This is a genomic window from Terriglobia bacterium (assembly GCA_036496425.1).
Lineage (GTDB): Bacteria > Acidobacteriota > Terriglobia > 20CM-2-55-15 > 20CM-2-55-15 > 20CM-2-55-15.
Genome location: DASXLG010000113.1, coordinates 1 through 20,464, shown reverse-complemented (window position 1 = coordinate 20,464; position 20,464 = coordinate 1). Strand labels below are relative to the sequence as shown.

Sequence of the window (20,464 nt, the reverse complement as noted above, 5' to 3'; positions counted from 1 at the left end):
ACTGGTGAGAATGCGATCACCATTTGAGGCTGTAAGGACGATTGTCGCGTCTGTGGGATCGCTCGTTTTTGCAAGGCCGAGGAGAATCCCTGATTCGCGACCCAGGCGCTCGTCAACCGGGCGTACATCGACGGCGCGGAGTAATCGCGCAAGTTCTATCTGGCGGCCGCCTGAATCACGCCAAACCTGGGCGAGTACGATTGCGGTCGTTCGTAATCCAAACCCGTGGCGGTGCGCGGCTTGCAGCCTCGCGATCATAGACCGGTCATTGCGATCTACGGCAATGAGCGCCCCTGCGTCCAGCACCAACGCGCTCAATGGATGCGTCTCGCTTTTTTGAGGCCGAGTTCCGATTCCGCACGGCTCAATTCCTGCGGCGTAATCGGGCCATGTTCTTTTTGCCAAACGTCAAGGAAGTCTGCCAATGCTTCCGCCCGGAGTTTAGCGGCAGCGGCTTCCGCTAGCCATGTTGAAACTCCAATTCCGGCTTTCATGGCTGCGGCGCGGACTTCATCGCTGAGGGCCGGCTCAAGAGAAATACTGATCTTGTCCACTTTCATAACTCCATCATAACCTGATGGTCATACCCGGGTAGGATTGTGCTTCGGTCCCAAATTATCCAGGATGGCCTGAATTCCGCGGAATTCCGAAATCGAACTGGTAAAATCCCAGCATGAATCGCCGTACCGCAATTAAAGCTGGCGGACTTGGGGTCCTAACCGGCACGGGACTCTTCGGTGGTTATTGGGTTTTGCCGCCGGGGCCGAGCCGCGTGATTGAACCGGCGGATGTCCTTGCGCGGCGTCTGTACATGGGACTCGATGCTGCCCAACGTGCCGACGCGTCTGTGAGCTATGACCATCCCTTGCGGCAATATCACAACCGCGGAGTCTGGGGTGGAGGCCGCGAAGTCTTGTCCGGTTTCAGTCGAGAACAGCGCGGGATTCTGACCGACCTGATGTACGCGGGACTGTCAGTGGAAGGGCGCAGCCGCCTGCCCCAGGAAGACGTCACGCGGTGGATTGGCGTAAACGGGATGCGTGTCCTGATTTGTGGCGACCCGGCCTCGCCGCCGTATCAAATTATCCTTACCGGAACGCACCTGAATCTGCGTCTTGGAGGCAGGAGCGCCGAAGGCGCAGCTTTCGGTGGGCCGCAGGTTTATGGCGATCAGCGCGGAAATGAGCGGGTTGGATTGCCGGGGAATGTATATCGCGACCAGTTTTTGATCGGACAGCGGCTCTTACGCAGTCTCGATGACGGCCGAAGGAAGCATGCGGTTCTGGAGGAGGCTCCAGTCCAGACCCAGATCGAACTCCAGGGACGGCACGGCTCATTTCAGGGAATTCCCGTGGCCGAACTTACTGAGGAGAGCAAAACCGTGGCCCACGAGCTGGTCGAGCGGATCATGAGTACCTACGAACCCGGCGATGTGGCGTATGCTCGCGAGTGTCTCGCCGCCAACGGGGGTCTCGATGCGCTCTTTTTGAGTTACTACCAACACGGCCAGGACGGCAACATTCCCGAAGCCCAGGTCTTTCGTCTGGAAGGTCCCGCGGCGGTCTTCTACTTTCGCGGATATCCGCACGTTCATGCTTTCCTGAATGTCGCCATGGATGGAGATGCGCCGCTCTCCGTCGGTGAGCCGCTTGGGACGAATCCCACGTGGTTGGACCGGGCGGGTGTGAAGGCGCTCTTTGAAACGGCTCTGCGACGTGAGACGGGGTCGGACCTCGCTTACTATGACGAACGCAGCGTGGCCGGCCGGCTGCGCCCAGGCCTCATTCGCTCTGGCGACATATATAGTCTCGAAAGCTGGCAGGAGAGTGTGGAAGTGGTCGAAGTCCGCGGCTCGAATCTAAGCGCGCCGCTTCAGGCTGTACTGCGCGAACAGCGCATCGCGCTCGACGACAGGAAAACCTTCACTGTCGCCACAACTGCATACATCGCAAGCGACAGCAAAGAGAAGCTGGGCCGAATCGAAACCCGGCGAGCCGGGCCCATGCTGCGAGACCTTACCGTCGCCTACCTGCGCAGGCATGGCTTCATGTCAGCATCCGACCTCAATTAGCACCAACGTCCGATTTCGGACAGGCGGTTTCGCCAACGGACACGAACCGCTTGTCCCGCTCCGTGTCTAAACGACTTACCGGTCAGGGATGTGGACCTCCGAATGCCTACGTGAAGACCTATGATCACCTTGCTCCGCGACCTTCATTACGCCCTCCGCATGATGCGCCGCGCGCCCGGCTTCACCGCCGTGGCGATCCTGACACTGGCGCTGGGCATCGGCGCCAATACTGCAATCTTTTCGCTGGTCAACGCGGTGCTGTTGCGCAGCCTGCCGGTGAAGGATCCACAGGGTCTTGTGTTTCTGACCAAACCCTCAGCGGGGGGCCTGGGTAACGGGACGGATTCCGGTTTGCGTTCGCTGCTGGCTTATTCGGAATACCTGGCGCTACGCGACCAGACCACTGCGTTTTCGGGCCTGATGGCAGTAGAGAGCGGCGGCTCGGAGCGCGAAGAAGTGAGCTGGGACGGTGGTGGGCGCGAAACCGTGCACACCAAGCTGGTCACGGGAAATTACTTTCAGATTCTGGGCGTGGATGCCAGCCGTGGACGCCTGTACACCTCTGAGGAGGATCTGCCGTTGAACGCTCATCCCGAAGCGGTGTTGAGCTACGGCTATTGGCAAAAACGATTCGGCCTGGAACCCTCCGTCATCGGCCGGACTTTGCTGTTACACGGCCATGCGTTCACGGTTGTCGGTGTGACGCAGCCTGGCTTCTTTGGTGAAACCGTCGGCGATGCGCCCGACATGTGGTTCCCGATCAGCATGCAGGCGGAGGTCGAGCCGGGCACGGATCTGTTGCACGATCCGCCGGGGGTGACCCGTTACATGTGGCTGGCTTCGATCGGACGGTTACAGCCGGGAGTTCATCTGGCCCAGGCACAGGCCAACGTCGATCTGGTCTTTGAGCGTCTGGTGCAGAACCAGGTCAATCAAACCGGCGATCCCAAGGAAAAGCGGGATCTCGCTACCCAGTCTCTCAAGCTGAGCAGCGGAGTTGTGGCTACCCGGCTTAGCCAGTATCGCGACGCCCTTTATGTACTGTTTGCGCTGGTCGGCTTGGTGTTGCTCATTGCGATCGCCAACCTGGCGAGTCTGTTAATCGCACGCGCCGCCTCGCGGCAGCGCGAAATCGGCGTGCGACTGGCATTGGGCGCCGGCCGCGGCCGCATCGTCCGCCAGTTGCTGACCGAAACCGTGCTGCTTGCATTCCTGGGCGGCGCCGCCGGCTGGATGCTGGCTCGCTGGGGCGAGCAGCTGTTAATGGGCCTTGTCATCGAAGGCGGCAATCCGGTATGGCTCGATATCACACCCGACCTGCGCGTTCTGGCTTTCAGTTTCGCTCTGTGCCTTGTCGCCGGACTTCTGATCGGTCTGGCGCCGGCGCTGCGCGCCACGTCGCGCGATCTCACCGCCGGATCGCAGCTGCGCACCCGCGGCGCTACCTCAACCGGAATCCGCGCCAACTGGAACATATTCCGCCGCGGCGTCCCGCTGGGCACGCTGCTGATCGTCGCGCAAGTGGCGCTATCGGTGGCGTTGATCTCGAGTGCGGCGCTTTTTGTCCGCAGCCTGCAAAAGCTCGCGGAGGTGAACCTCGGATACGAAGCCGGCGGCCTGACTCTGTTCGGGGTAAATGCAGGAAGCGCGGGTTACGACTGGCAGCGGGCCATCCCGTTGTTTCGAAGAGTCTACGACCGCGTGGCGTCGATTCCCGGCGTAGCGCGGCTGAGCTACTCGGAAGACGGCCTCTTTAACCATTACGAAGACGCCACCGACATCTCGGTCGAGGGATATACAGAGCCCAACGGCGCGCTGGCGAATTCGCGTTACGACGAGATCGGGCCAGGGTATTTCTCGACGGTTGGTATTCCTCTCATTCTGGGCCACGACATCGAACACGCCAGCTCCGGCGCGCCCGGCGCGCTGCGTCAGGCCGTGGTGAACCAGGCTTTTGTGAAAAAGTTCCTTGGCGACCGAAACCCCATCGGACGCCACTTTACCGACCTCTATCCCGACGACAAAGGCGCGACGATGACCATCGTCGGCGTGGCGCGCGACGTGAAGTACAACAGTCTGGAGGAGAAATCGCCGCCTCGTTTTTACATTTTGATGGAAGACAGCCTGCCGGCCGACGCACCCGAGGAAGCGCGTTTTGAGGTTCGCTTTGCGGGCCCGCCAGACGTGATCGAACCTGAGATCATGCAGGCGATCCGCAGCGTCGATCCCAACCTCACCACGCCGGCGATGAACACCATGAGGTCGCTGGTGGACAGGTCGCTGGCGCCGCGCGAAGTCCTCGCCAAACTCTCCAGCTTTTTTGGCCTGTTGGCGCTGCTGCTGGCGGCCATTGGACTCTATGGCGTGATGTCGTACGGCGTGGCGCGGCGCACGAGTGAAATTGGCGTACGCATGGCGCTGGGAGCGGTCCCGGGCAGCGTGCTGAGGATGATCCTGGGCGAAGTGTTTCTTATGGTCGCAATCGGAATCGCGGTCGGAATCCCGGCCAGCATGCTGGCGGCGCGCTGGGTTGCATCGCAACTATTTGGCATCGCGCCGGGCGACCCGGTAGCATTGGCCGCCGCAGCAGTGATCCTGACGGCGGTCGCACTCGTGGCGGGGTTCCTGCCAGCCCGGCGTGCCGCCAATACCGACCCACTCGAAGCGCTGCGCTACGAATAGCGCACGAAATGGCTGCCGGCCTCGTCGTGACCACCCGGAATGCACGGCCCTGACGCAGGCTTCTTCCCCTGCCGGAGTCGTATCAGAATCAGGGTTGCGGTACACTCCTACCGTCTAATAACGAGAGGTGCGGGAACATGAATCCTTCGGGTGAAACAACAACGGTGAAAAACAGCATACCGGCCGACGATGACGGCAGCTTTCCCGCCTCGTTTCGGGCGCCTTTGGACGAACTGGCTCGCGACCTGAGCCGGATAGCCTCAGGTAACTATGTTGCGCGAATGAAGGAAGCCATGATCGAAATGCGCGAGACCATCAGCCGGGAAGTCACCGAAAGAATGCGGAAAGAGGCAGATGCGAACTTTCGCTCGGCGATTGACGGTGTTCGGCAACAATTTCAGGATCGGCTGCAGCAGACTCAGTCTGACTTCGAAAGAGAGCGGGCGCAGCTTCTCAAAGAGTTGGAGACCCTCAAACGGACCGACGTAACGGCCAAGCTTCAATCGGAACTGAACCGCACGAATCAGGCGCTGCAAAATGTTACTGCGGAAATCGCTCAGATGCTGGATGATCCCGACGTGGAGCTTGCCAAGGTCATCCGCCAGAATGCCGTTCAAAACGAGATGAAGGCATATGCCCGGGGCCTAAGCTATCAATTGAGCATAGACCAGGGATCTGTGGTTTAGGAGGCGGATCATGGCTGACCAGAAGATCCTGAGTATCCTGCAACAGGGCGCCGTGGCATGGAATGAGTGGATAAGCCAAAGCCCCGGAATAACCGTGGATCTGCGGGGCGCCGTGCTTGTCGGAATCGACCTGCGCGAAGCAAATCTTGCCGGCGCCGACATGGCTGAGGCTCACCTTTATGGTTCGTTTCTGGATCGGATTCAATTGATCGGCGCAAATTTGAGCGGAGCCAGACTGTTCCGCGCTCACCTGGGCAACGCGAATCTGAGGAATGCGAATCTGAGTCAGGCGGATCTGGGAGGAACGCATCTGGCGTCAGCCGACCTGCGCGAGGCAAATCTTCGTGGCGCGCGGCTTCGTGGCGCCAACCTCTACGGAGCGAACCTGGCAGGCGCAGATTTGCGGAACGCCGAGGCCGGCCGGACCATCTTCGCGAATGTTGATCTGCGGAGGGTCGTCGGCCTTGAGGAGGTCAACCATGCCGACCAGTCCACTATAGGCCTGGACACTTTCTGCCTGTCCCAGGGCGAGATTCCTGATTCCTTCCTTAAAGGCTCGGGTGTTCCGGAAAGCGTCATCGCCCACCTCCGCGACCTTCGGCATTAGTGCCCGAAAGAAGACTTGGCTACGACTGCTGACGACGTTATCTTGTTCGCATAAGAAACATGCGGCCGTCGTGATGCACATCCCGAATATCTATTATCCAGCCGAAGACGGAGAACTCCTGGTGCTTCAACGCGCGCTGGCCAGCGGCGACCTTTCAGGAAAAGGCTCGCTGGTTACCGAGTATGAGATGGCGCTCCGAACCTGCTTCCATTCGCCGTTCGCGGTTGGGCTGTCATCGGGCGCGGCCGCACTGACCGTCGCGTTGAAAACTCTGGGGATCTCAGAAGGCGATGAAGTGCTTCTGCCGGCGACGTGTCCGATGTGTACGGTGTTTCCGATACAAATGACGGGGGCCCGGATCCGGTTGTGCGACATACAGGAAAACAATTTCGGCCTGGATTTAGACGATGCTGATGGCCAAATCGGGCCCAAGACAAAGGCGATTATCGGAGTCCCGATGTGGGGATACCCAACGCCCCTGCGCCAGCTTCAGAACTTTGCACGCAACCGGCAAATTCCTCTCGTGTTGGATCTGGCCCACGCTCACGGATCGCTTTTCGAAGGCAAACACCTTTCCGAATATTGTGATATCGCCTGTTTCAGCACGCATAACATTAAGGTTCTCTCGACCGGTGAAGGCGGTTTCCTGCTGACGCCGCGCGAGGACTATTTCGAGAAAGCGGTCAGTTATAGCCGTTTCGGCTGGTTGAACGGAGAAGACTTCGGCGTGAATTTCAAGCTCGGCAGCGTTCTTGCCGCCGTCGGATTGCACCGGCTGGGAAAGCTGGCGGAGAACCTCGCCCAAAGAACACGAAATGCCCGGTTCATCTGTGAATCGCTGCAAAATCCGAACTTGTTTCCCCTGCCCGTGGTTGAAGGCGGTATTCCGAATTACTACCATCTCATCCTCAAAGTTCGAAAAGATAACCGCCGTCTGCTGGACTATATGGGCCGCAAAGAAATACCGTCCGATGTCTTGAGGTACAACGTCCAACCAGTCTACCGGTATCCTATCTTGCGGAATCTGGAACGGTCATGCCAAAGGGCGGACCGGCTACTGAGGACCATTACAACCGTACCGGTGCATCCTGGATTGTCCCGTGACCACCTGGACTACATCGTCGAGTCGCTGAACGCATTCGATGCCGATACAGATTGAAAACAAATTGACGCAAATTGGCGCGAGCTTAATTCGATCAATCCGGAAGCGTGACAAAAACCTGGAATTTCCGTCCGGCCGGCAGATCCTGGACGCGCTGAAGCCGCAGAACTGCTGCATCGGAATGCAGCAGACGTACTTTTGAACGAAGGCCCTGAATCAATGGGGATTCGATCACGGCAGGGTCGCCGATGAAAGACAGCGTAAATGTCTCCATGTTCTCCTGCACCATCTGGAATCTGCGGACTGGAAGGCTCAACAGATACTCGCGGTACATCTCGAAAGGGCTATAGCTCTCGCCATTCGAGAGTTTGAAACGGCTAAGCTGGCGTCCGCTCAGCTTCGTTATCCTTGGAGACAGTGCCCCGCAGCGGCAGGGTTCGGATGTCATCGTTGCATAGTCGCCTGTGCTGTAGCGAACGATGGGAACAAGGCAATGATACAGGTTTGTAATCGCAACCTCGCCTTCAATCCCATCCGGCACAGGCCTGCCATCGGCATCGACAATTTCGACATAATAATCCAGCACGTTGACGTGGAACCCGCAACGCTCGCGACATTCCAACGCGACGGCGCCGCCCGCTTCACTCAGTCCATATTCGTCAACGACCGCCGCCTGAAAAACACGTTCCAATCTCTCACGAACTGCAGGCAATAGCGTCTCCCCATCGCTGATTATGGTTGGCGGACGGATTGCTCGGGATGATGGATATTCTTCAACGTAGTCCGCGAAAACCTCCAGGGTGCTGGGGAAGGCCCGGATCGTCATGGGATCTTTCGAGGCGATAAATTCCACCACGGCAGCAGGCGAAGTCCAGGCGCCAGATCGCAGATTGACGCGCTGGAAGAAGCTGAAGTTGAGAGCCGGCTGAATAAACCAGTAGTTATCCTGGTCATAAGATGCCTTCGGACTCACAGACAGGCTCATCAAGCTGACAGTAAACGGTCGCGGACGTAGTTTATGGCGATGCAAAAAGTACAGGAAGTACGCGTAGAAGCTGACGAAATAACGGCGATCGAACCAGATCTCGAGAGGGACACCCGTCGATCCTGTCGTCTGCACTCTGAAGTGAGCTTCCGGGTCGGCGCCCGAGGAGATGAAATGGAGGCTCCTCTGCTGCAGTTCCGATTTTTCCAGCAGGGGAATGCTGCCGAATTCCATACGACGTTCTGTGAGCGGACTCTTAGCGGGAACCTGAATCAGGAACGAAGCGAGGCGCCGGCTTTGATATTCAGCCAGGGCTCCCGGGACGCGATCCAACAGCGTATGAAGTCCGAAGGCGCGATGAATGTCCGAAAGGTTAGAGGCATCGCGCTCTATGGAACCGAAACTGAGGATGGAAGCCTCCCGATCTCTTTAGAGCTGGATGCTGCCGATGATCTTTTCGGTCAGCCGTGCCTGCTGTGCTTCGATTTCCAGGGCCTCGCGCAGGATGTAGGCTTTCGTGCTCTCGAAGGTCCCCCGGATGACGTTACGGACATCCTCGGGTTTCACGCCCGTTTCTTTAGACACCGCAGCGATCATCTCATCGGCTGTCCTATACACGTTTGCCATAAGCACTCCTGTAAAGTGAAATATATTGTCTTTTTACACCTCAAGATTAGAGACTGTCAAACAAAGGCTGTTTCCCAGGTTTGAGAGGACCGATGGACATTGAGAGTGATGTTTTAAACGTCATGGGGACGATGCGGGCGATGCGCCGTTTGAAACCGGACGCGATTTCCGACGACCTGATCCATAAGATACTCCGCGCCGCTATCGCTGCGCCAAACGCCGGCAATCGCCAGAAGTGGCGTTTTGTGATCGTCAAAGACCGATCGATCAAACAGCGTGTGCAGCACTACTACAAAAAAGCGCTGGATGAATATATCGCGCCGCAGTACAAGGAAGACCCTCTACCCGCCGGCGTCACGCGACAGCAATACGATCGGCAGTTCAGCGCGGTTGAATATCTCACGGACCACTTCCACGAGGCGCCTGTCTGGATTGTGGCGTGTCTCGACCGCCTGGATCATCCGGAAACGATCTGGTCCGGAGCATCCATATATCCAGCGGTTCAGAACATCCTCATAGCGGCCCGCGCGCTTGGATTGGGAGCCGTATTGACGACCCGTCACACGCTGTACAGCGCCGAAGTCGATGCGATATTGGAAATTCCTCCCGGCGCGCGCTCATACGCGATCATTCCGATCGGCTATCCGATGGGCAGTTTCGGCCCCGTACAACGCCGGCCCCTCAAAGATGTTGTGTATCTGGACCGCTGGGGTGCGGCGTATTCGAAAGACTGAAAAAGTGAAACGTTGACACGCGCCTGAAACAGCATGTATAAAACTCTCTAATCACAAACTCACTTATTTTCGAGCAAGAACATCGCGGCTCGAGCGCAACTCAGCCGAGCCGGCAGGAGTTAATGTCATGGCAGCAGTCCAGTCTCTTGCATTCAAGCACGCCACGAGCAACGGTTACGTTCATGCCTACAGGAGCGGATCGGTTGTCGCCCTGTACAACTCTCTCAATCTGAATGCAGCATTTATCCAGGATGTTCCAGAAGATGCCATGGACATCTGCAGCTATGACTGCGTGACGCCGGCGGAAGCCGAAAGACTGCACGAACTCGGCCTGGATCTGCGGTCCGGCTGGCACGGGGCAACGGAGTTGATCAATGGCCTGCAGGCCAGGGCCGTTTCAGAAGGCATTACTACGGTCTATTTCATTCCGGCGATGGCGTGCAATTATCGCTGCAAGTACTGCGAGTTTATCCAGGAGTTCCCCGAGACGACGAACTATCAGAAGATGACGACCGGCCAGGCTCGCGAACTGGTAAACGCCTTCTACCGGATGTCGGCAGCTGCGTCACCGCGCAGCCGGGACTTCGTCTTCTTTGGCGGCGAGCCCTTTATGGCCGCGGACATCATTCAGGATGTCCTGAAGTATATTCGCGACGAACGAGGCGATCAGGACATCAACATCACGACCTTCACGAACGGATCCCTGATCACCGACGAGATCGCAGCCACTTGCGCTCGCTATAACGTGTACGCCATCGTCAGCATGGATGGGCCGGCTGAAGTCAACGATCTCGGGCGCGTGGACCTTAACTACAACCCGTCGACACAGCGGACCATCAGGGGATATCGCAAACTTCAGGACGCCGGCTGCAGAATGGGCATCTCCATCATGGTCGGACGGCACAATGTCGACTCACTGGCGCAGTCTGTTCGATGGCTGATTGACGAGTTGAAGCCCGACGAGATAGGCATCGCCGGAGTGTTCCATCCCTTGAAGCGTCAGAAGAACCCGTTCCAGGCTGAAGCAGATCGCGTGATCAGCGCACTGGTCGAGACATACATAGCCTGTCGTGAGAAAGGAGTCTACGTCGATCAGGTTGCGCGCCGAATGAGGCCGTTCGTGTCGATGCGGCCGAAACTGAAAGACTGCATGGCGTGCGGCGGAAAGGTGACTGCGACCCCGTGGGGCATGGAAGGTCATTGCGAATACATCGCGTATTCCAAAGGGGCAGCCGCGCGGGATCTCGTGCAACTCGACATCGCAGGCAATGATGACGAATCGTGGAACCGCCGCGCTCCGGTCCTGAAGATGGATTGCCAGAATTGTCCCGCACTCGGAGTATGCGGCGGCGGTTGTCCGTTTAATGCTTTCCAGCTCCACGGAAATCTTGACGCACTCGACGAAGAAAACTGCGATCAGACTCGACTCCTGTTGGCATGGATGCTGGCAGACCTGTTTAAGGTCTGCCAGCGAACGTCTGGTCCGGACACGCCCACCGTATTGTTTCCTACCGCGACGGACCGCGAGGCATTGTTCGGCAACATCGATCCGAACAATGAATCGCTTCCGCTAAAAGGTGTTTCGAGGCACGGTGAATAACATGTATTCGGAGCCGCCGCTGCCAACCTCGCCGCAAGCCTGTCCTGCGATGACGGACCTTCATATCCGGCTCGTCGCAAAATGTAATCTCAATTGTGCGCACTGCTATGCCTCAGACTGGTTCGTGCGATCCGACGTTCTGGACCCCGGTCTGGTATGCCGTGCCATCGATGAAGCCGTGCCTCTCGGCTTGCAGAAGGTCACGTTCACCGGGGGCGAGCCCACATTGCATCGAGGCCTTCCCGACATGCTGATGCACTGTGTGAAGAGCGGAATAAAAACCAAACTCGAAACCAACGCGGTCCTCCTGCGGCGCCACGACGATGAAATCGTACGGCTTATGATCGATCATCGCGATTTGATCAATCTGTACGTCAGTTATGACCTGGCGGCCCAACGAGGCATCTCGAGCGAGGAACATCAGGCCATCCGCGATCTCGTCATTCATCTGCACCGGAATGGAGTGGACGTACGTGTCCAGAGTTCCCTGACGGGCATCAACATCGATCACCTGGATGAGTTGCTGGAGTTAGCGCGCGAATATGGTATTCCGCAGCGCATTTTCTTCGACCACAGCGTGCTTGGTAACGGCGTGTCCCTGGAGAATTTCGATCTCGATACGGTGCTGCGGGTTCACGATTATCTGAACTCTCTCGGTCTGAATCTCGAAATTGAACTTCCTCCGTTGATTACCGGCCATGCCGGCGAAACCTGCGGCTGGGGAATTCGCCGCTGCGAGGTCATGCCCAATGGGGATGTGACCACATGCGCTCCGATCACGTTCACGCATACGCGATTTACGGCCGGAAACCTGCACCAGCAATCGCTCTCGGAGATCTGGCGCAATAGTGAGTACTTCCAGGGTATGCGAGAGGTCACACAGCGGGATTTCCAGGGTGTTTGCGGCAAATGCGTCTACTGGGAAAGCTGCAGGGGGTCCTGCCGGGCTTATGCCTGGTCGCATGCCGACAATTGGTTCTCACCCTATCCGTTATGTCAGGCGTACGCGGAAAAGTATCCGGAGAGGGTCCATGACAGGATGCACGATGCCGATATTTCGGTCGTTGAGTCCGAGAGTCGAATCGAGCGGCTGCCGCGTGTGAAAACGCTCGCCACGATCGGAAGCTGAAGCCATGAGCAGACCGCAACGCACAGTCGAATACGACCCGCTTGAACACTACCAGGGCAACACCGGACCGACCGGCGAGTTTGGCTCGTTGCCGGAAGCTGAGCCGACGATCCGGAATATCGGGTGGACCCTCGGAAACGACTGCCCGTACCGCTGCAAACATTGCTACAGCATGAATGCCCGCGAGAAGGGCAAGGACATGTCGGTGGCGATGGTCGATCGAATCGTAGATCAGTTGCGGATCAACGGCGTCGAAACCGTGAATCTCGGAGGCAACGAGCCCCTGTTTACGAACGGGGCAAACCCGAAAAACACGCTGTTGCCGTACATCATCGAGAAGCTCGTGGATGCCGGCATCATCGTTGGTTTGACGACGAGCGGTATCACGCTGCTGTATTTGTACCGCTTCCATCGCCGCGCATTCGACTTGCTGAACGACCTCGATGTCTCGTTCGATTCGCCGTTTGAAGAGGAACACAACACGAATCGCGGCGCCCCTATTTACCACGAGGCCATTGAAGCGCTGGAGATCTGCCAGCGCCACAATCTTCCGCATAGCCTCATCATGTGTGGCATGAAATGGAATTTTGACCTGCGCCACATCGAAGCGCTCGTTGCTCTGGCGAAGAAGTACGACGGAAACGTTCGTATCAACCCGGTCAAGCCCGTGCAACCGGAGCACATGGACAGCGCCCTGCCCGCGGGAATGTATTACGCAGGTTTTGCACGCCTGCTCGAGCTTTGCCGGCCCGTCGATCTGGGAGAACCGCCGATTGCAGCCGTAACGAGTTATGCCAATGCAAAACGGTGTCCATGCGGCCGCACCTCTTTCCGGATTCACTCGATTACGCCGTCCGGCAGCATTCACGTGAGCCCGTGCGTGTATTTACACGACTACAAGTCCGAGTTCGATCTGATTCGGCGCGACTTGTCGGAGATCATTACGAGTCCGCAATTCCGCGTCTTCCGCCAACGTAATCAGAACCCACAGGCGGTCGATGGATGCGCAGACTGCCCTTTACTGGATCGCTGCGGTGGCGGATGCGCTGCGCGCTCTTACCTGCACCATCTTCACACTGTGGGAAAGAAAACCATGCTTGCCCGGGATCCCTATTGCCCCAAAGATATTCGGCCGCGCGAAACCTTCCCTCAGAAGCCTGAGCTGTGCACGGAACAAAGGCTGGTCCATATGGACTACCTTTGCACCTGGATCGGCCGCCCACACTAGAGATCGACCTGGTTATTTCATGAACCCTGAACCAGCTTTTCCAGTAGCCGTATCGTGTTTCATCGTCGACGATGAGGACAGATTCCTGTTTTTCTCACGCGATGGTACGGCCTGGCGCGTCATGGGTGGACAGCTTGAGGCCAATGAAACGATTCCGGAATGCATTGCGAGGGAAATTCAGGAAGAACTGGGCCCGATTCGCTACAGGCTCATCGACGTTCTGGATGCGCACATTTTTGCATATCCACGGCTGGGCAACATCCTGAGCGTTTTTTGCCTCTTGAAATATGAGGAAGGCGTCATTTCACCGGCAAGTGATATGAGCGAATACACGTTTCAGTGGGTTAAAGCCGACCAGGCGCATTCGATCGACATCCAGTGCCCTTTTCAAAAAGAGCTGGTGCAGAAGGCAGTCCACACGGCCAGGGATTTTCAAGTGAACGGGGAGCGCGGGTTCTGGAAATTCCAGTGGCAGAACCTGAGCTGATCAGCAAGACAAGCCCGACCTCGCAGTCTTATGACCGGGATCCAGAAATGCGCGATCACGGCATCCGTCGCGAAAACACGTGATCCCCTTGCACCCGGATTCACCGGCCAACAGGAACGCACTCTTTACGTCTTCCGGCCTTGCATGATTCGCCAGGTTGATTGTCTTCGCTACGGCTAACTCGATGTGGTCCTGAAAAGCGCTTTGGATCCTGATGTGGCCGCCGGCCGAAATGTCGTGCGCTGTCAGGAACACGTCCTTCACCGCCTGAGGCACTTCGGAGATGCTCTGAATGGAACCCTCGTTCAGTACTCGATCGACCAGCCGCTCGGAGTAGAATCCCAGGCTCCGCGCCATGCGTAAGAATTCCGGATGAATCTCATTCAGCGTGTCTCCGTTGCGCAGTTGTTTGGAATAAGCGATGGAAAATATAGGTTCGATGCCCGACGAACATCCGGCTATCGCAGCAATGGTGGAGTTGGGAGCGTTCGCTGTAACCGTCGCGTTCCGGCGTCCTTTTGCTCCCTCCGCCGCCAACCTGCTGTCCGGATAGGCCGGGAAGACGCCGCGTTCCCGGCCCAGCATCACGGAAGTCTCCTCGAGAGACTCCTGTATGAAGGACATCAAATCCCGTGCCAGACTTTCGCTTTCCGGAGAACCGTACGGAATGTTCATCTGAACGAGCATGTCCGCAAAGCCCATAACACCGATTCCCAGCTTTCTGGTCCGCTGTGTCGCTTCCTTCAGTTGGGGAAGCGGATAACTGCTCACCTCCAAAGCGTTGTCCATCATCCGGCACGCAATCGAACATGTTTGACGGAGCGATTCCCAGTCCACCGCGCGCTTCCTCGAGTCGAGATGAGCGGCAACATTGATTCCGCCGAGCCAGCATCCTTCGTACGGTAGAAGCGGGGCCTCGCCACATGGGTTTGTCACCTCGATGCGGCCGAGCTGAGGAGTCGGATTGTCCCGTTCGATCCGATCCAGGAACAGCAGTCCGGGGTCGCCGGTTTTCCATGCCTCGAGCGCAATCCGGTCCAGCAACTCCCGCGGATTCACCGTGCCCGCTTTGCGTCCCGACTGCGGGTCCACTAAGGCAAACGTACCGCCCGTACGGCTCAGCCTCATGAATTCGTCGGTCACTCCCACGGAGATGTTGAAATTCTGCAGCCCGGCGCCGGTTGATTTCGCGGTGACGAATTCCTGAATGTCGGGATGGTCGCAGCGAAGCATCCCCATGTTTGCGCCCCAGCCCGTTCCCCCTTGCTTGATGATCTCCGTTTCCATGTCGAAGATCCGCATAAACGAGACCGGTCCCGTCGAAACGCCGCCCGTCGCGATCGGTGTCCCGCGTGGCCTCAAAGCGGAGAGGTTAAATCCCGTCCCGCTGCCTCTGCTGTGAACGATTGCAGCCATTCGCAGCGTTTCGAAAATGGATTCGATCGAATCTTCAATGGGAAGGACATAACAGGCCGCGAGCTGCTGTAGCGGCCCGCCCGCGCCAAGGAGAGCCGGAGCGTTAGGCAAAAACCGGAAATCGGTCATTATGGTGAAAAACGATTCGGCGTATGCCAGTACGGCCTCAGGACTTATGTCCGGGGCGAAGATGCGCTCGGCCTCCGCGATATTCCATGCCACACGCCGGAACATTTCGACAGGTGTTTCGAGGGTTCCATCCTCTCTCTTGAGCAGATATCTGAAGCGGAGGATGTACATCGAATTGTCGGTGATGCTGGGATTGTAGCGTTCATCGAGGATTCGCGGCTGCTCAATCTGGCGCATGGGAAATCTCCTGAAGCTTTGAGAAGAGGAAACGCGAGCTCAAATCTTATTTGATCAGAACGAATTCTTCAATTGCGTAAAAATCGTTCTGACTTTACGTTTACTCCTGTGTTTCGATCGCAATGCTGGACACCGCCAGAATGTGGCGATTCGCTTTCTCCTGCACGAAGGCGACAGCTCGGAGGTCCTTGCTCTTCCATTGGCGAGCGACGCGGACAAGAGATGTGCCTGTAAAAGAGCCACCTCCACTGATCCTGCCGATCGGAGTGAGTTTGCGAACCACCGCGGTGTGCGCGAGCTTCCGTCCGCGATTTTCACCACGCTCAACGTTGGAGTAGAGATTATTTTCTGTGAGTGCGAGAAATACGTCGGCCGACGCGCTTTGCGATAATTGAGAAACGCTGACCTGAACTTTCACCGTGTCCTTGTCGCGGCCTATCTGTGTGAGCGCAACAGATCCTTTCGGCCTCTGCCCCGCACGCGTTATAGCCTGGATTGCCTGGGCCTGGTTGCTACCGACAAATTCGCTTTGGCCATCGACCACCATTTGTGGAGTGTAGATGTCCCGGTGTCCGAACGCTTGAGCGTATTCATTCTGTCTGGCCGAAAACTGAGCGTCTGAGAACGGATCGGACCAACCCAATCGATTCCAATAATCCACATGTTCGCTCATCGCGATGACTTCGGCTCCATCTGCGAGGTTGCGTTCAGCCAGTTGAGCAAGGACTTGATCGGCGGGCGGACAATCCGAACAGCCTTCCGACGTGAACAGTTCGACCAATACCGGCGTTCGTGTCAAAGGCGCGGCCGCACCTGCCGGTTTCCCGGTGTACCGGCCGGCCGCGAGCGCCAGCGTAAAGATGATCAATAGCCAAAGCGGATAACGACTCATGGTGAACCCCTCATCAAAGTAAGGCTCGGTGAAGCCAGGGCCTGAATTGCCCTCCTTCAATATATGCCCACACACAGCCCAAATATTCCGGTTGTCAGAAAAATTATTTGAAGACCGCTGCGTGAATATCCGTGGCGGCGGACGGCTATAGCATCCCTTCTGATCACCTCAAACAGACATCCAGAACCCTGAGTTCCGGTCGGCGCTTCATGTACAGGCATTGGGGTGGATTTGCGAGTATGGATTCTCTCAGCGCGATAATGGTTTTTCTACGCCAATGAGCCCTTCGGCTGACCAGGCTGATCTCGCGGGCAGGGAAGGGCCTCTGAAACTCGCGGACATGCGTTTTGACTTCGTCGACCGGCATCTGGTCGATCATAAATGCCGGCAGGAGTGTATATCCGGTTCCCTGGCGGACGAGGCGGAGGAGGGTATCGAGATTCCCGCCCTGAAATTGAATTCTGGGCAGTGTCGTTGGGGTTTTGGATTCCCCCAGCGAGCAAAGTTGCATGACTTGATCTTTAAAACAATGTCCATCCTGCAGCAGCCACATATCCGATAAATCCAGATCATCGATGCGGCAGGTTTTCCCCTTTAACAATCGATGATCGGTGGCCGCATAGACATTGAAAGTCTCATAGTACAGCGGCTCTTCCAGCAGACCGGCAACCGACAGCGGGGTCGCCATCACGCCGGCATCGAGCCGATCTTCGCTGAGTTCCTGCAAGATCGAGCTGGTTTTTAGCTCGTCGATCAGTAACGTGACTTTGGGATATTGTTCAGCGAAACGTTTGACAAAATGCGGCACGAGCGTGTTGGCCACCGTCGGAATAACACCAAGCCGGAACTCGCCGGAAATTTCGTCTGACTTCTGCCGGGCAATTTCCTGCAGACGTCTGTGTTCGCGGAGAATGCGGCGCGCTTGCTGCAGTATGGCTTCGCCGTCCTCAGTGAGGACGATTGGTTTCTTGACACGATCAAAAATGACGATGTCCAGATCCTCTTCTACTTTTCGGATCTGCTGACTCAAGGTGGGCTGCGAAATATGACAGGCTTCGGCAGCTTTCCCGAAGTGTTTGAGATCCGCAACTGCAACAATATATTCCAACTGAGCCAGGCTGGGCATGGCGGCACTCCTCTCCGATAGTTTAAATCAATCATAGATTCAAACTATCAATTTTACTTTTCCATTCAGATCGCCAAAACTACGAAGCGAAAGGAGAAACCATCGTGTTAAGTGGAAACTTCAAATGTGCGGCGCTGGCCGCGGTAACGGTATCGGCGATCGTTGGACATCCGGCAGGACTTCGTGGAGCAGAGCAGGAGGTGGCTAAGAAAGGGGGTCCCTCCAATGAATTCTGGTGGCCCAAAAGGGTCGATCTATCACAACTTCGCCAGCATTCGAGTGAATCGGATCCGATGGGGAAAGGTTTTCAGTATGCCAGGGAGTTCAAGAAACTCGATCTGAACGCCGTGAAAAAGGATATAGCGGCGGTGTTGACGAACTCGCAGGATTGGTGGCCTGCGGATTACGGCACCTACGCACCATTTTTTATTCGGATGGCCTGGCACAGCGCCGGAACCTACCGGGTTACCGACGGCCGCGGCGGCGCGGGTGGCGGACAGCAGCGGTTTGAACCCCTCAATAGCTGGCCCGACAATGCGAACCTGGACAAGGCCCGGCGCCTGCTTTGGCCGGTCAAGCAGAAGTATGGCAGCCGCATCTCCTGGGCCGACCTGATGGTGCTGAGCGGCAATGTGGCTTTGGAATCGATGGGCTTTAAGACCTTTGGCTTCGCCGGCGGCCGTCAGGACCAATGGGAAGCCGACCTCGTCTATTGGGGTCCGGAAAAGAAGTGGCTGGCGGATGAAAGACACCAGGATGGGAATCTTCAGGATCCGATGGGCGCGGTCCAAATGGGCCTCATTTACGTGAATCCTGAGGGCCCGGGCGGGAATCCGGATCCGCTGAAGTCTGCCAAAGACATCCGGGAGGCGTTTGGGCGCATGGCCATGAGCGACGAAGAAACCGTCGCCCTGATTGCGGGCGGGCACTCGTTCGGTAAAGCGCACGGGGCCGCTGATCCATCCACTTGTGTGGGAGCCGCTCCTGCCGGAGCGCCTCTGGAACAACAGGGACTCGGCTGGGACAACAAGTGTGGAACTGGAAACGGTAAAAATACCGTCACCAGCGGACTGGAGGGCGCCTGGACCTCGACTCCGACTCATTTTTCCATGCAATACCTGTCGAATCTTTACCAATATGACTGGGTGCAGACCAAGAGTCCTGCCGGAGCAACACAATGGACGCCGAAGGATGGCGGTGGCGTGGGGACAGTACCGGATGCGCATGATCCCAATGTCCGTCACGCGCCGATGATGTTTACAACGGACCTCGCTCTGAGAGTCGACCCGGAATACGGCAAGATCACCAGACATTTCCTGGATGATCCGCAGTCGTTCGAGGTGGCCTTTGCCAAAGCGTGGTTCAAGCTGACCCATCGCGATATGGGGCCCCGCGCCCGCTATCTGGGCCCGGAGGTTCCTAAAGAGGAACTGATCTGGCAGGATCCGATCCCCGCAGTGAATCACAAACTGGTCGGGGACGCGGACATCCTGGCATTGAAGAGAAGGATTCTGAGCTCCGGCCTGACGATTCCGGAGCTGGTTCGAACGGCATGGGCGTCAGCCGCGTCCTTCCGCGGCACCGATAAACGCGGCGGACCCAATGGCGCACGCATTCGTCTTGCGCCTGAAAAGGACTGGGCGGTGAACAACCCGGCGGAGCTCGGGAAAGCTCTGCAGAAGCTGGAAGCCATTCAGACCGATTTCAACAAGGCTCAAAGGAATGGCGTCACAATCTCTCTTGCCGACATGATCGTTCTGGGCGGAACCGCCGCCCTGGAAGAAGCCGCAAAGTCCGCAGGCTATACGCTGAAAGTTCCGTTCAAGCCCGGCCGGACGGATGCCAGCCAGGAGCAGACGGACGTCGCGTCGTTTGCGGTGCTGGAGCCGAAGGCGGATGCCTTTCGTAACTACTACGGTTCCGGCAATTATCTGCCGCCGCTGCAGATGCTCGTCGAGCGGGCTAACCTGCTGACCTTGACGGTACCGGAAATGACCGCCCTCGTCGGTGGCATGAGAGTCCTGAACGCAAATGCGGAGGGATCTTCGCATGGTGTGTTCACCCAAAAGCCGGGGACTCTGAGCAACGACTTCTTCGTCAACCTTCTCGACATGTCCACGAGGTGGCAAAAATCGGAGAAATCCGAAGGCATCTACGAGGGACTCGATCGCAAGACGGGCCAGGTCAAATGGACGGCGACGCCGGTGGATTTGATCTTTGGTTCCCACTCGGAGCTTCGCGCCATTGCTGAGATCTACGCTGCGGAAGACGGCAAGGAAAAGTTCGTCCACGATTTCGTGAATGCCTGGACCAAAGTCATGAACCTGGACCGTTTTGACTTGATGTAATCGAAAGGAGGAGTTCACAAGGTAAGGCAGAGACTTTAAAACTCTCTGGCTTACCGCGCGAGGTAAAGCAGAGACTTTAAAACTCTTCGGCTTACCGCGCGAGCTAAAGCAGAGACTTTAAAACTCTTTGGCTTACCGCGCGGGGTAAGGCAGAGACTTTGAAACTCTCTGGCTTGCCGCGCGAGGTAAGGCAGAGACTTTAAAACTCTTTGGCTTATCGCGCGGGGTAAAGCAGAGTGTAACGCATCACGATCTACGGCTTCGATGCTCTCCCGATAAAACTGTTCGATAATCTCGCATTAGTCGCAATCAAACGGCGAACGGACTGGGTGACGAGGGATAGGATACACAGCTTGTGTAGACAGGACGGGTATCCCA

Annotated in this window: 17 protein-coding genes; 11 read left to right on the top strand and 6 right to left on the bottom strand. The window is 57.1% G+C overall.

What is annotated here, in order from left to right; all coding sequences use genetic code 11:
• Nucleotides 1–314 precede the first annotated feature (314 nt).
• Complete coding sequence (locus tag VGK48_07900; protein HEY2381091.1) at nucleotides 315–560, bottom strand: hypothetical protein; 246 nt, start codon at nucleotides 558–560, stop codon at nucleotides 315–317.
• A gap of 113 nt (nucleotides 561–673) precedes the next feature.
• On the opposite strand from VGK48_07900, the gene VGK48_07895 reads away from it, so the two are divergent.
• From VGK48_07895 to VGK48_07875, 5 genes are all read left to right on the top strand, one after another.
• Nucleotides 674–2,071, top strand: a complete 1,398-nt coding sequence (locus VGK48_07895) for a DUF3500 domain-containing protein (GenBank protein HEY2381090.1) — start codon at nucleotides 674–676, stop codon at nucleotides 2,069–2,071.
• Nucleotides 2,072–2,191: 120 nt separating this feature from the next.
• Nucleotides 2,192–4,753, top strand: coding sequence for an ABC transporter permease (locus VGK48_07890; GenBank protein HEY2381089.1), 2,562 nt, complete (start codon nucleotides 2,192–2,194; stop codon nucleotides 4,751–4,753).
• Between the two features lie 137 nt (nucleotides 4,754–4,890).
• The gene (locus VGK48_07885; GenBank protein ID HEY2381088.1) at nucleotides 4,891–5,439 is read left to right on the top strand and encodes a hypothetical protein; all 549 of its coding nucleotides are present in this window, start codon (nucleotides 4,891–4,893) and stop codon (nucleotides 5,437–5,439) included.
• A 10-nt stretch (nucleotides 5,440–5,449) separates the two neighbouring features.
• Nucleotides 5,450–6,046, top strand: a complete 597-nt coding sequence (locus VGK48_07880) for a pentapeptide repeat-containing protein (protein HEY2381087.1) — start codon at nucleotides 5,450–5,452, stop codon at nucleotides 6,044–6,046.
• A 73-nt stretch (nucleotides 6,047–6,119) separates the two neighbouring features.
• Nucleotides 6,120–7,205 (top strand): DegT/DnrJ/EryC1/StrS family aminotransferase, encoded by a 1,086-nt coding sequence (locus VGK48_07875; GenBank protein ID HEY2381086.1) that lies wholly within the window; start codon nucleotides 6,120–6,122, stop codon nucleotides 7,203–7,205.
• Nucleotides 7,206–7,242: 37 nt separating this feature from the next.
• Here the strand turns inward: VGK48_07875 and VGK48_07870 are convergent, their stop codons facing one another.
• Nucleotides 7,243–8,466 carry an AMP-binding protein gene (locus tag VGK48_07870; protein HEY2381085.1) on the bottom strand — a complete coding sequence of 408 codons (1,224 nt, stop codon included), beginning with the start codon at nucleotides 8,464–8,466 and terminating at the stop codon, nucleotides 7,243–7,245.
• A 96-nt stretch (nucleotides 8,467–8,562) separates the two neighbouring features.
• Entirely contained in the window at nucleotides 8,563–8,760 is a 198-nt protein-coding gene (locus tag VGK48_07865; GenBank protein HEY2381084.1) for a hypothetical protein, read from the bottom strand.
• Between the two features lie 92 nt (nucleotides 8,761–8,852).
• On the opposite strand from VGK48_07865, the gene VGK48_07860 reads away from it, so the two are divergent.
• The 5 genes from VGK48_07860 to VGK48_07840 all read left to right on the top strand — a co-directional run bounded on the left by VGK48_07860 (nucleotide 8,853) and on the right by VGK48_07840 (nucleotide 13,938).
• On the top strand, nucleotides 8,853–9,494 hold the full coding sequence (locus tag VGK48_07860) for a nitroreductase family protein (protein ID HEY2381083.1): 642 nt from the start codon (nucleotides 8,853–8,855) through the stop codon (nucleotides 9,492–9,494).
• 127 nt (nucleotides 9,495–9,621) lie between these two features.
• Nucleotides 9,622–11,094: a radical SAM protein gene (locus VGK48_07855; protein HEY2381082.1), complete on the top strand. Its 1,473-nt coding sequence runs from the start codon at nucleotides 9,622–9,624 to the stop codon at nucleotides 11,092–11,094.
• Between the two features lies 1 nt (nucleotide 11,095).
• Entirely contained in the window at nucleotides 11,096–12,223 is a 1,128-nt protein-coding gene (locus VGK48_07850) for a radical SAM protein (GenBank protein ID HEY2381081.1), read from the top strand.
• 4 nt (nucleotides 12,224–12,227) lie between these two features.
• Nucleotides 12,228–13,451 (top strand): radical SAM protein, encoded by a 1,224-nt coding sequence (locus VGK48_07845; GenBank protein ID HEY2381080.1) that lies wholly within the window; start codon nucleotides 12,228–12,230, stop codon nucleotides 13,449–13,451.
• A 19-nt stretch (nucleotides 13,452–13,470) separates the two neighbouring features.
• Nucleotides 13,471–13,938, top strand: coding sequence for an NUDIX hydrolase (locus VGK48_07840; GenBank protein HEY2381079.1), 468 nt, complete (start codon nucleotides 13,471–13,473; stop codon nucleotides 13,936–13,938).
• Here the strand turns inward: VGK48_07840 and VGK48_07835 are convergent, their stop codons facing one another.
• The 3 genes from VGK48_07835 to VGK48_07825 all read right to left on the bottom strand — a co-directional run bounded on the left by VGK48_07835 (nucleotide 13,939) and on the right by VGK48_07825 (nucleotide 17,738).
• Nucleotides 13,939–15,720 carry an adenosylcobalamin-dependent ribonucleoside-diphosphate reductase gene (locus VGK48_07835; GenBank protein ID HEY2381078.1) on the bottom strand — a complete coding sequence of 594 codons (1,782 nt, stop codon included), beginning with the start codon at nucleotides 15,718–15,720 and terminating at the stop codon, nucleotides 13,939–13,941.
• Between the two features lie 100 nt (nucleotides 15,721–15,820).
• On the bottom strand, nucleotides 15,821–16,612 hold the full coding sequence (locus tag VGK48_07830) for a DUF1223 domain-containing protein (GenBank protein HEY2381077.1): 792 nt from the start codon (nucleotides 16,610–16,612) through the stop codon (nucleotides 15,821–15,823).
• A 163-nt stretch (nucleotides 16,613–16,775) separates the two neighbouring features.
• Nucleotides 16,776–17,738, bottom strand: coding sequence for a LysR substrate-binding domain-containing protein (locus VGK48_07825; GenBank protein ID HEY2381076.1), 963 nt, complete (start codon nucleotides 17,736–17,738; stop codon nucleotides 16,776–16,778).
• A 104-nt stretch (nucleotides 17,739–17,842) separates the two neighbouring features.
• On the opposite strand from VGK48_07825, the gene katG reads away from it, so the two are divergent.
• A complete protein-coding gene (gene katG / locus VGK48_07820; GenBank protein ID HEY2381075.1) occupies nucleotides 17,843–20,086 on the top strand; it encodes a catalase/peroxidase HPI in 2,244 nt (747 codons plus the stop codon).
• The last annotated feature ends 378 nt before the right edge of the window (nucleotides 20,087–20,464 follow it).

Coding starts and splice junctions, on each gene's coding strand:
- VGK48_07900 (HEY2381091.1), bottom strand. CDS start 560: ATGAAAGTGGACAAGATCAGTATTTCTCTTGAGCCGGCCCTCAGCGAT.
- VGK48_07895 (HEY2381090.1), top strand. CDS start 674: ATGAATCGCCGTACCGCAATTAAAGCTGGCGGACTTGGGGTCCTAACC.
- VGK48_07890 (HEY2381089.1), top strand. CDS start 2,192: ATGATCACCTTGCTCCGCGACCTTCATTACGCCCTCCGCATGATGCGC.
- VGK48_07885 (HEY2381088.1), top strand. CDS start 4,891: ATGAATCCTTCGGGTGAAACAACAACGGTGAAAAACAGCATACCGGCC.
- VGK48_07880 (HEY2381087.1), top strand. CDS start 5,450: ATGGCTGACCAGAAGATCCTGAGTATCCTGCAACAGGGCGCCGTGGCA.
- VGK48_07875 (HEY2381086.1), top strand. CDS start 6,120: ATGCACATCCCGAATATCTATTATCCAGCCGAAGACGGAGAACTCCTG.
- VGK48_07865 (HEY2381084.1), bottom strand. CDS start 8,760: ATGGCAAACGTGTATAGGACAGCCGATGAGATGATCGCTGCGGTGTCT.
- VGK48_07860 (HEY2381083.1), top strand. CDS start 8,853: ATGGACATTGAGAGTGATGTTTTAAACGTCATGGGGACGATGCGGGCG.
- VGK48_07855 (HEY2381082.1), top strand. CDS start 9,622: ATGGCAGCAGTCCAGTCTCTTGCATTCAAGCACGCCACGAGCAACGGT.
- VGK48_07850 (HEY2381081.1), top strand. CDS start 11,096: ATGTATTCGGAGCCGCCGCTGCCAACCTCGCCGCAAGCCTGTCCTGCG.
- VGK48_07845 (HEY2381080.1), top strand. CDS start 12,228: ATGAGCAGACCGCAACGCACAGTCGAATACGACCCGCTTGAACACTAC.
- VGK48_07840 (HEY2381079.1), top strand. CDS start 13,471: ATGAACCCTGAACCAGCTTTTCCAGTAGCCGTATCGTGTTTCATCGTC.
- VGK48_07835 (HEY2381078.1), bottom strand. CDS start 15,720: ATGCGCCAGATTGAGCAGCCGCGAATCCTCGATGAACGCTACAATCCC.
- VGK48_07830 (HEY2381077.1), bottom strand. CDS start 16,612: ATGAGTCGTTATCCGCTTTGGCTATTGATCATCTTTACGCTGGCGCTC.
- VGK48_07825 (HEY2381076.1), bottom strand. CDS start 17,738: ATGCCCAGCCTGGCTCAGTTGGAATATATTGTTGCAGTTGCGGATCTC.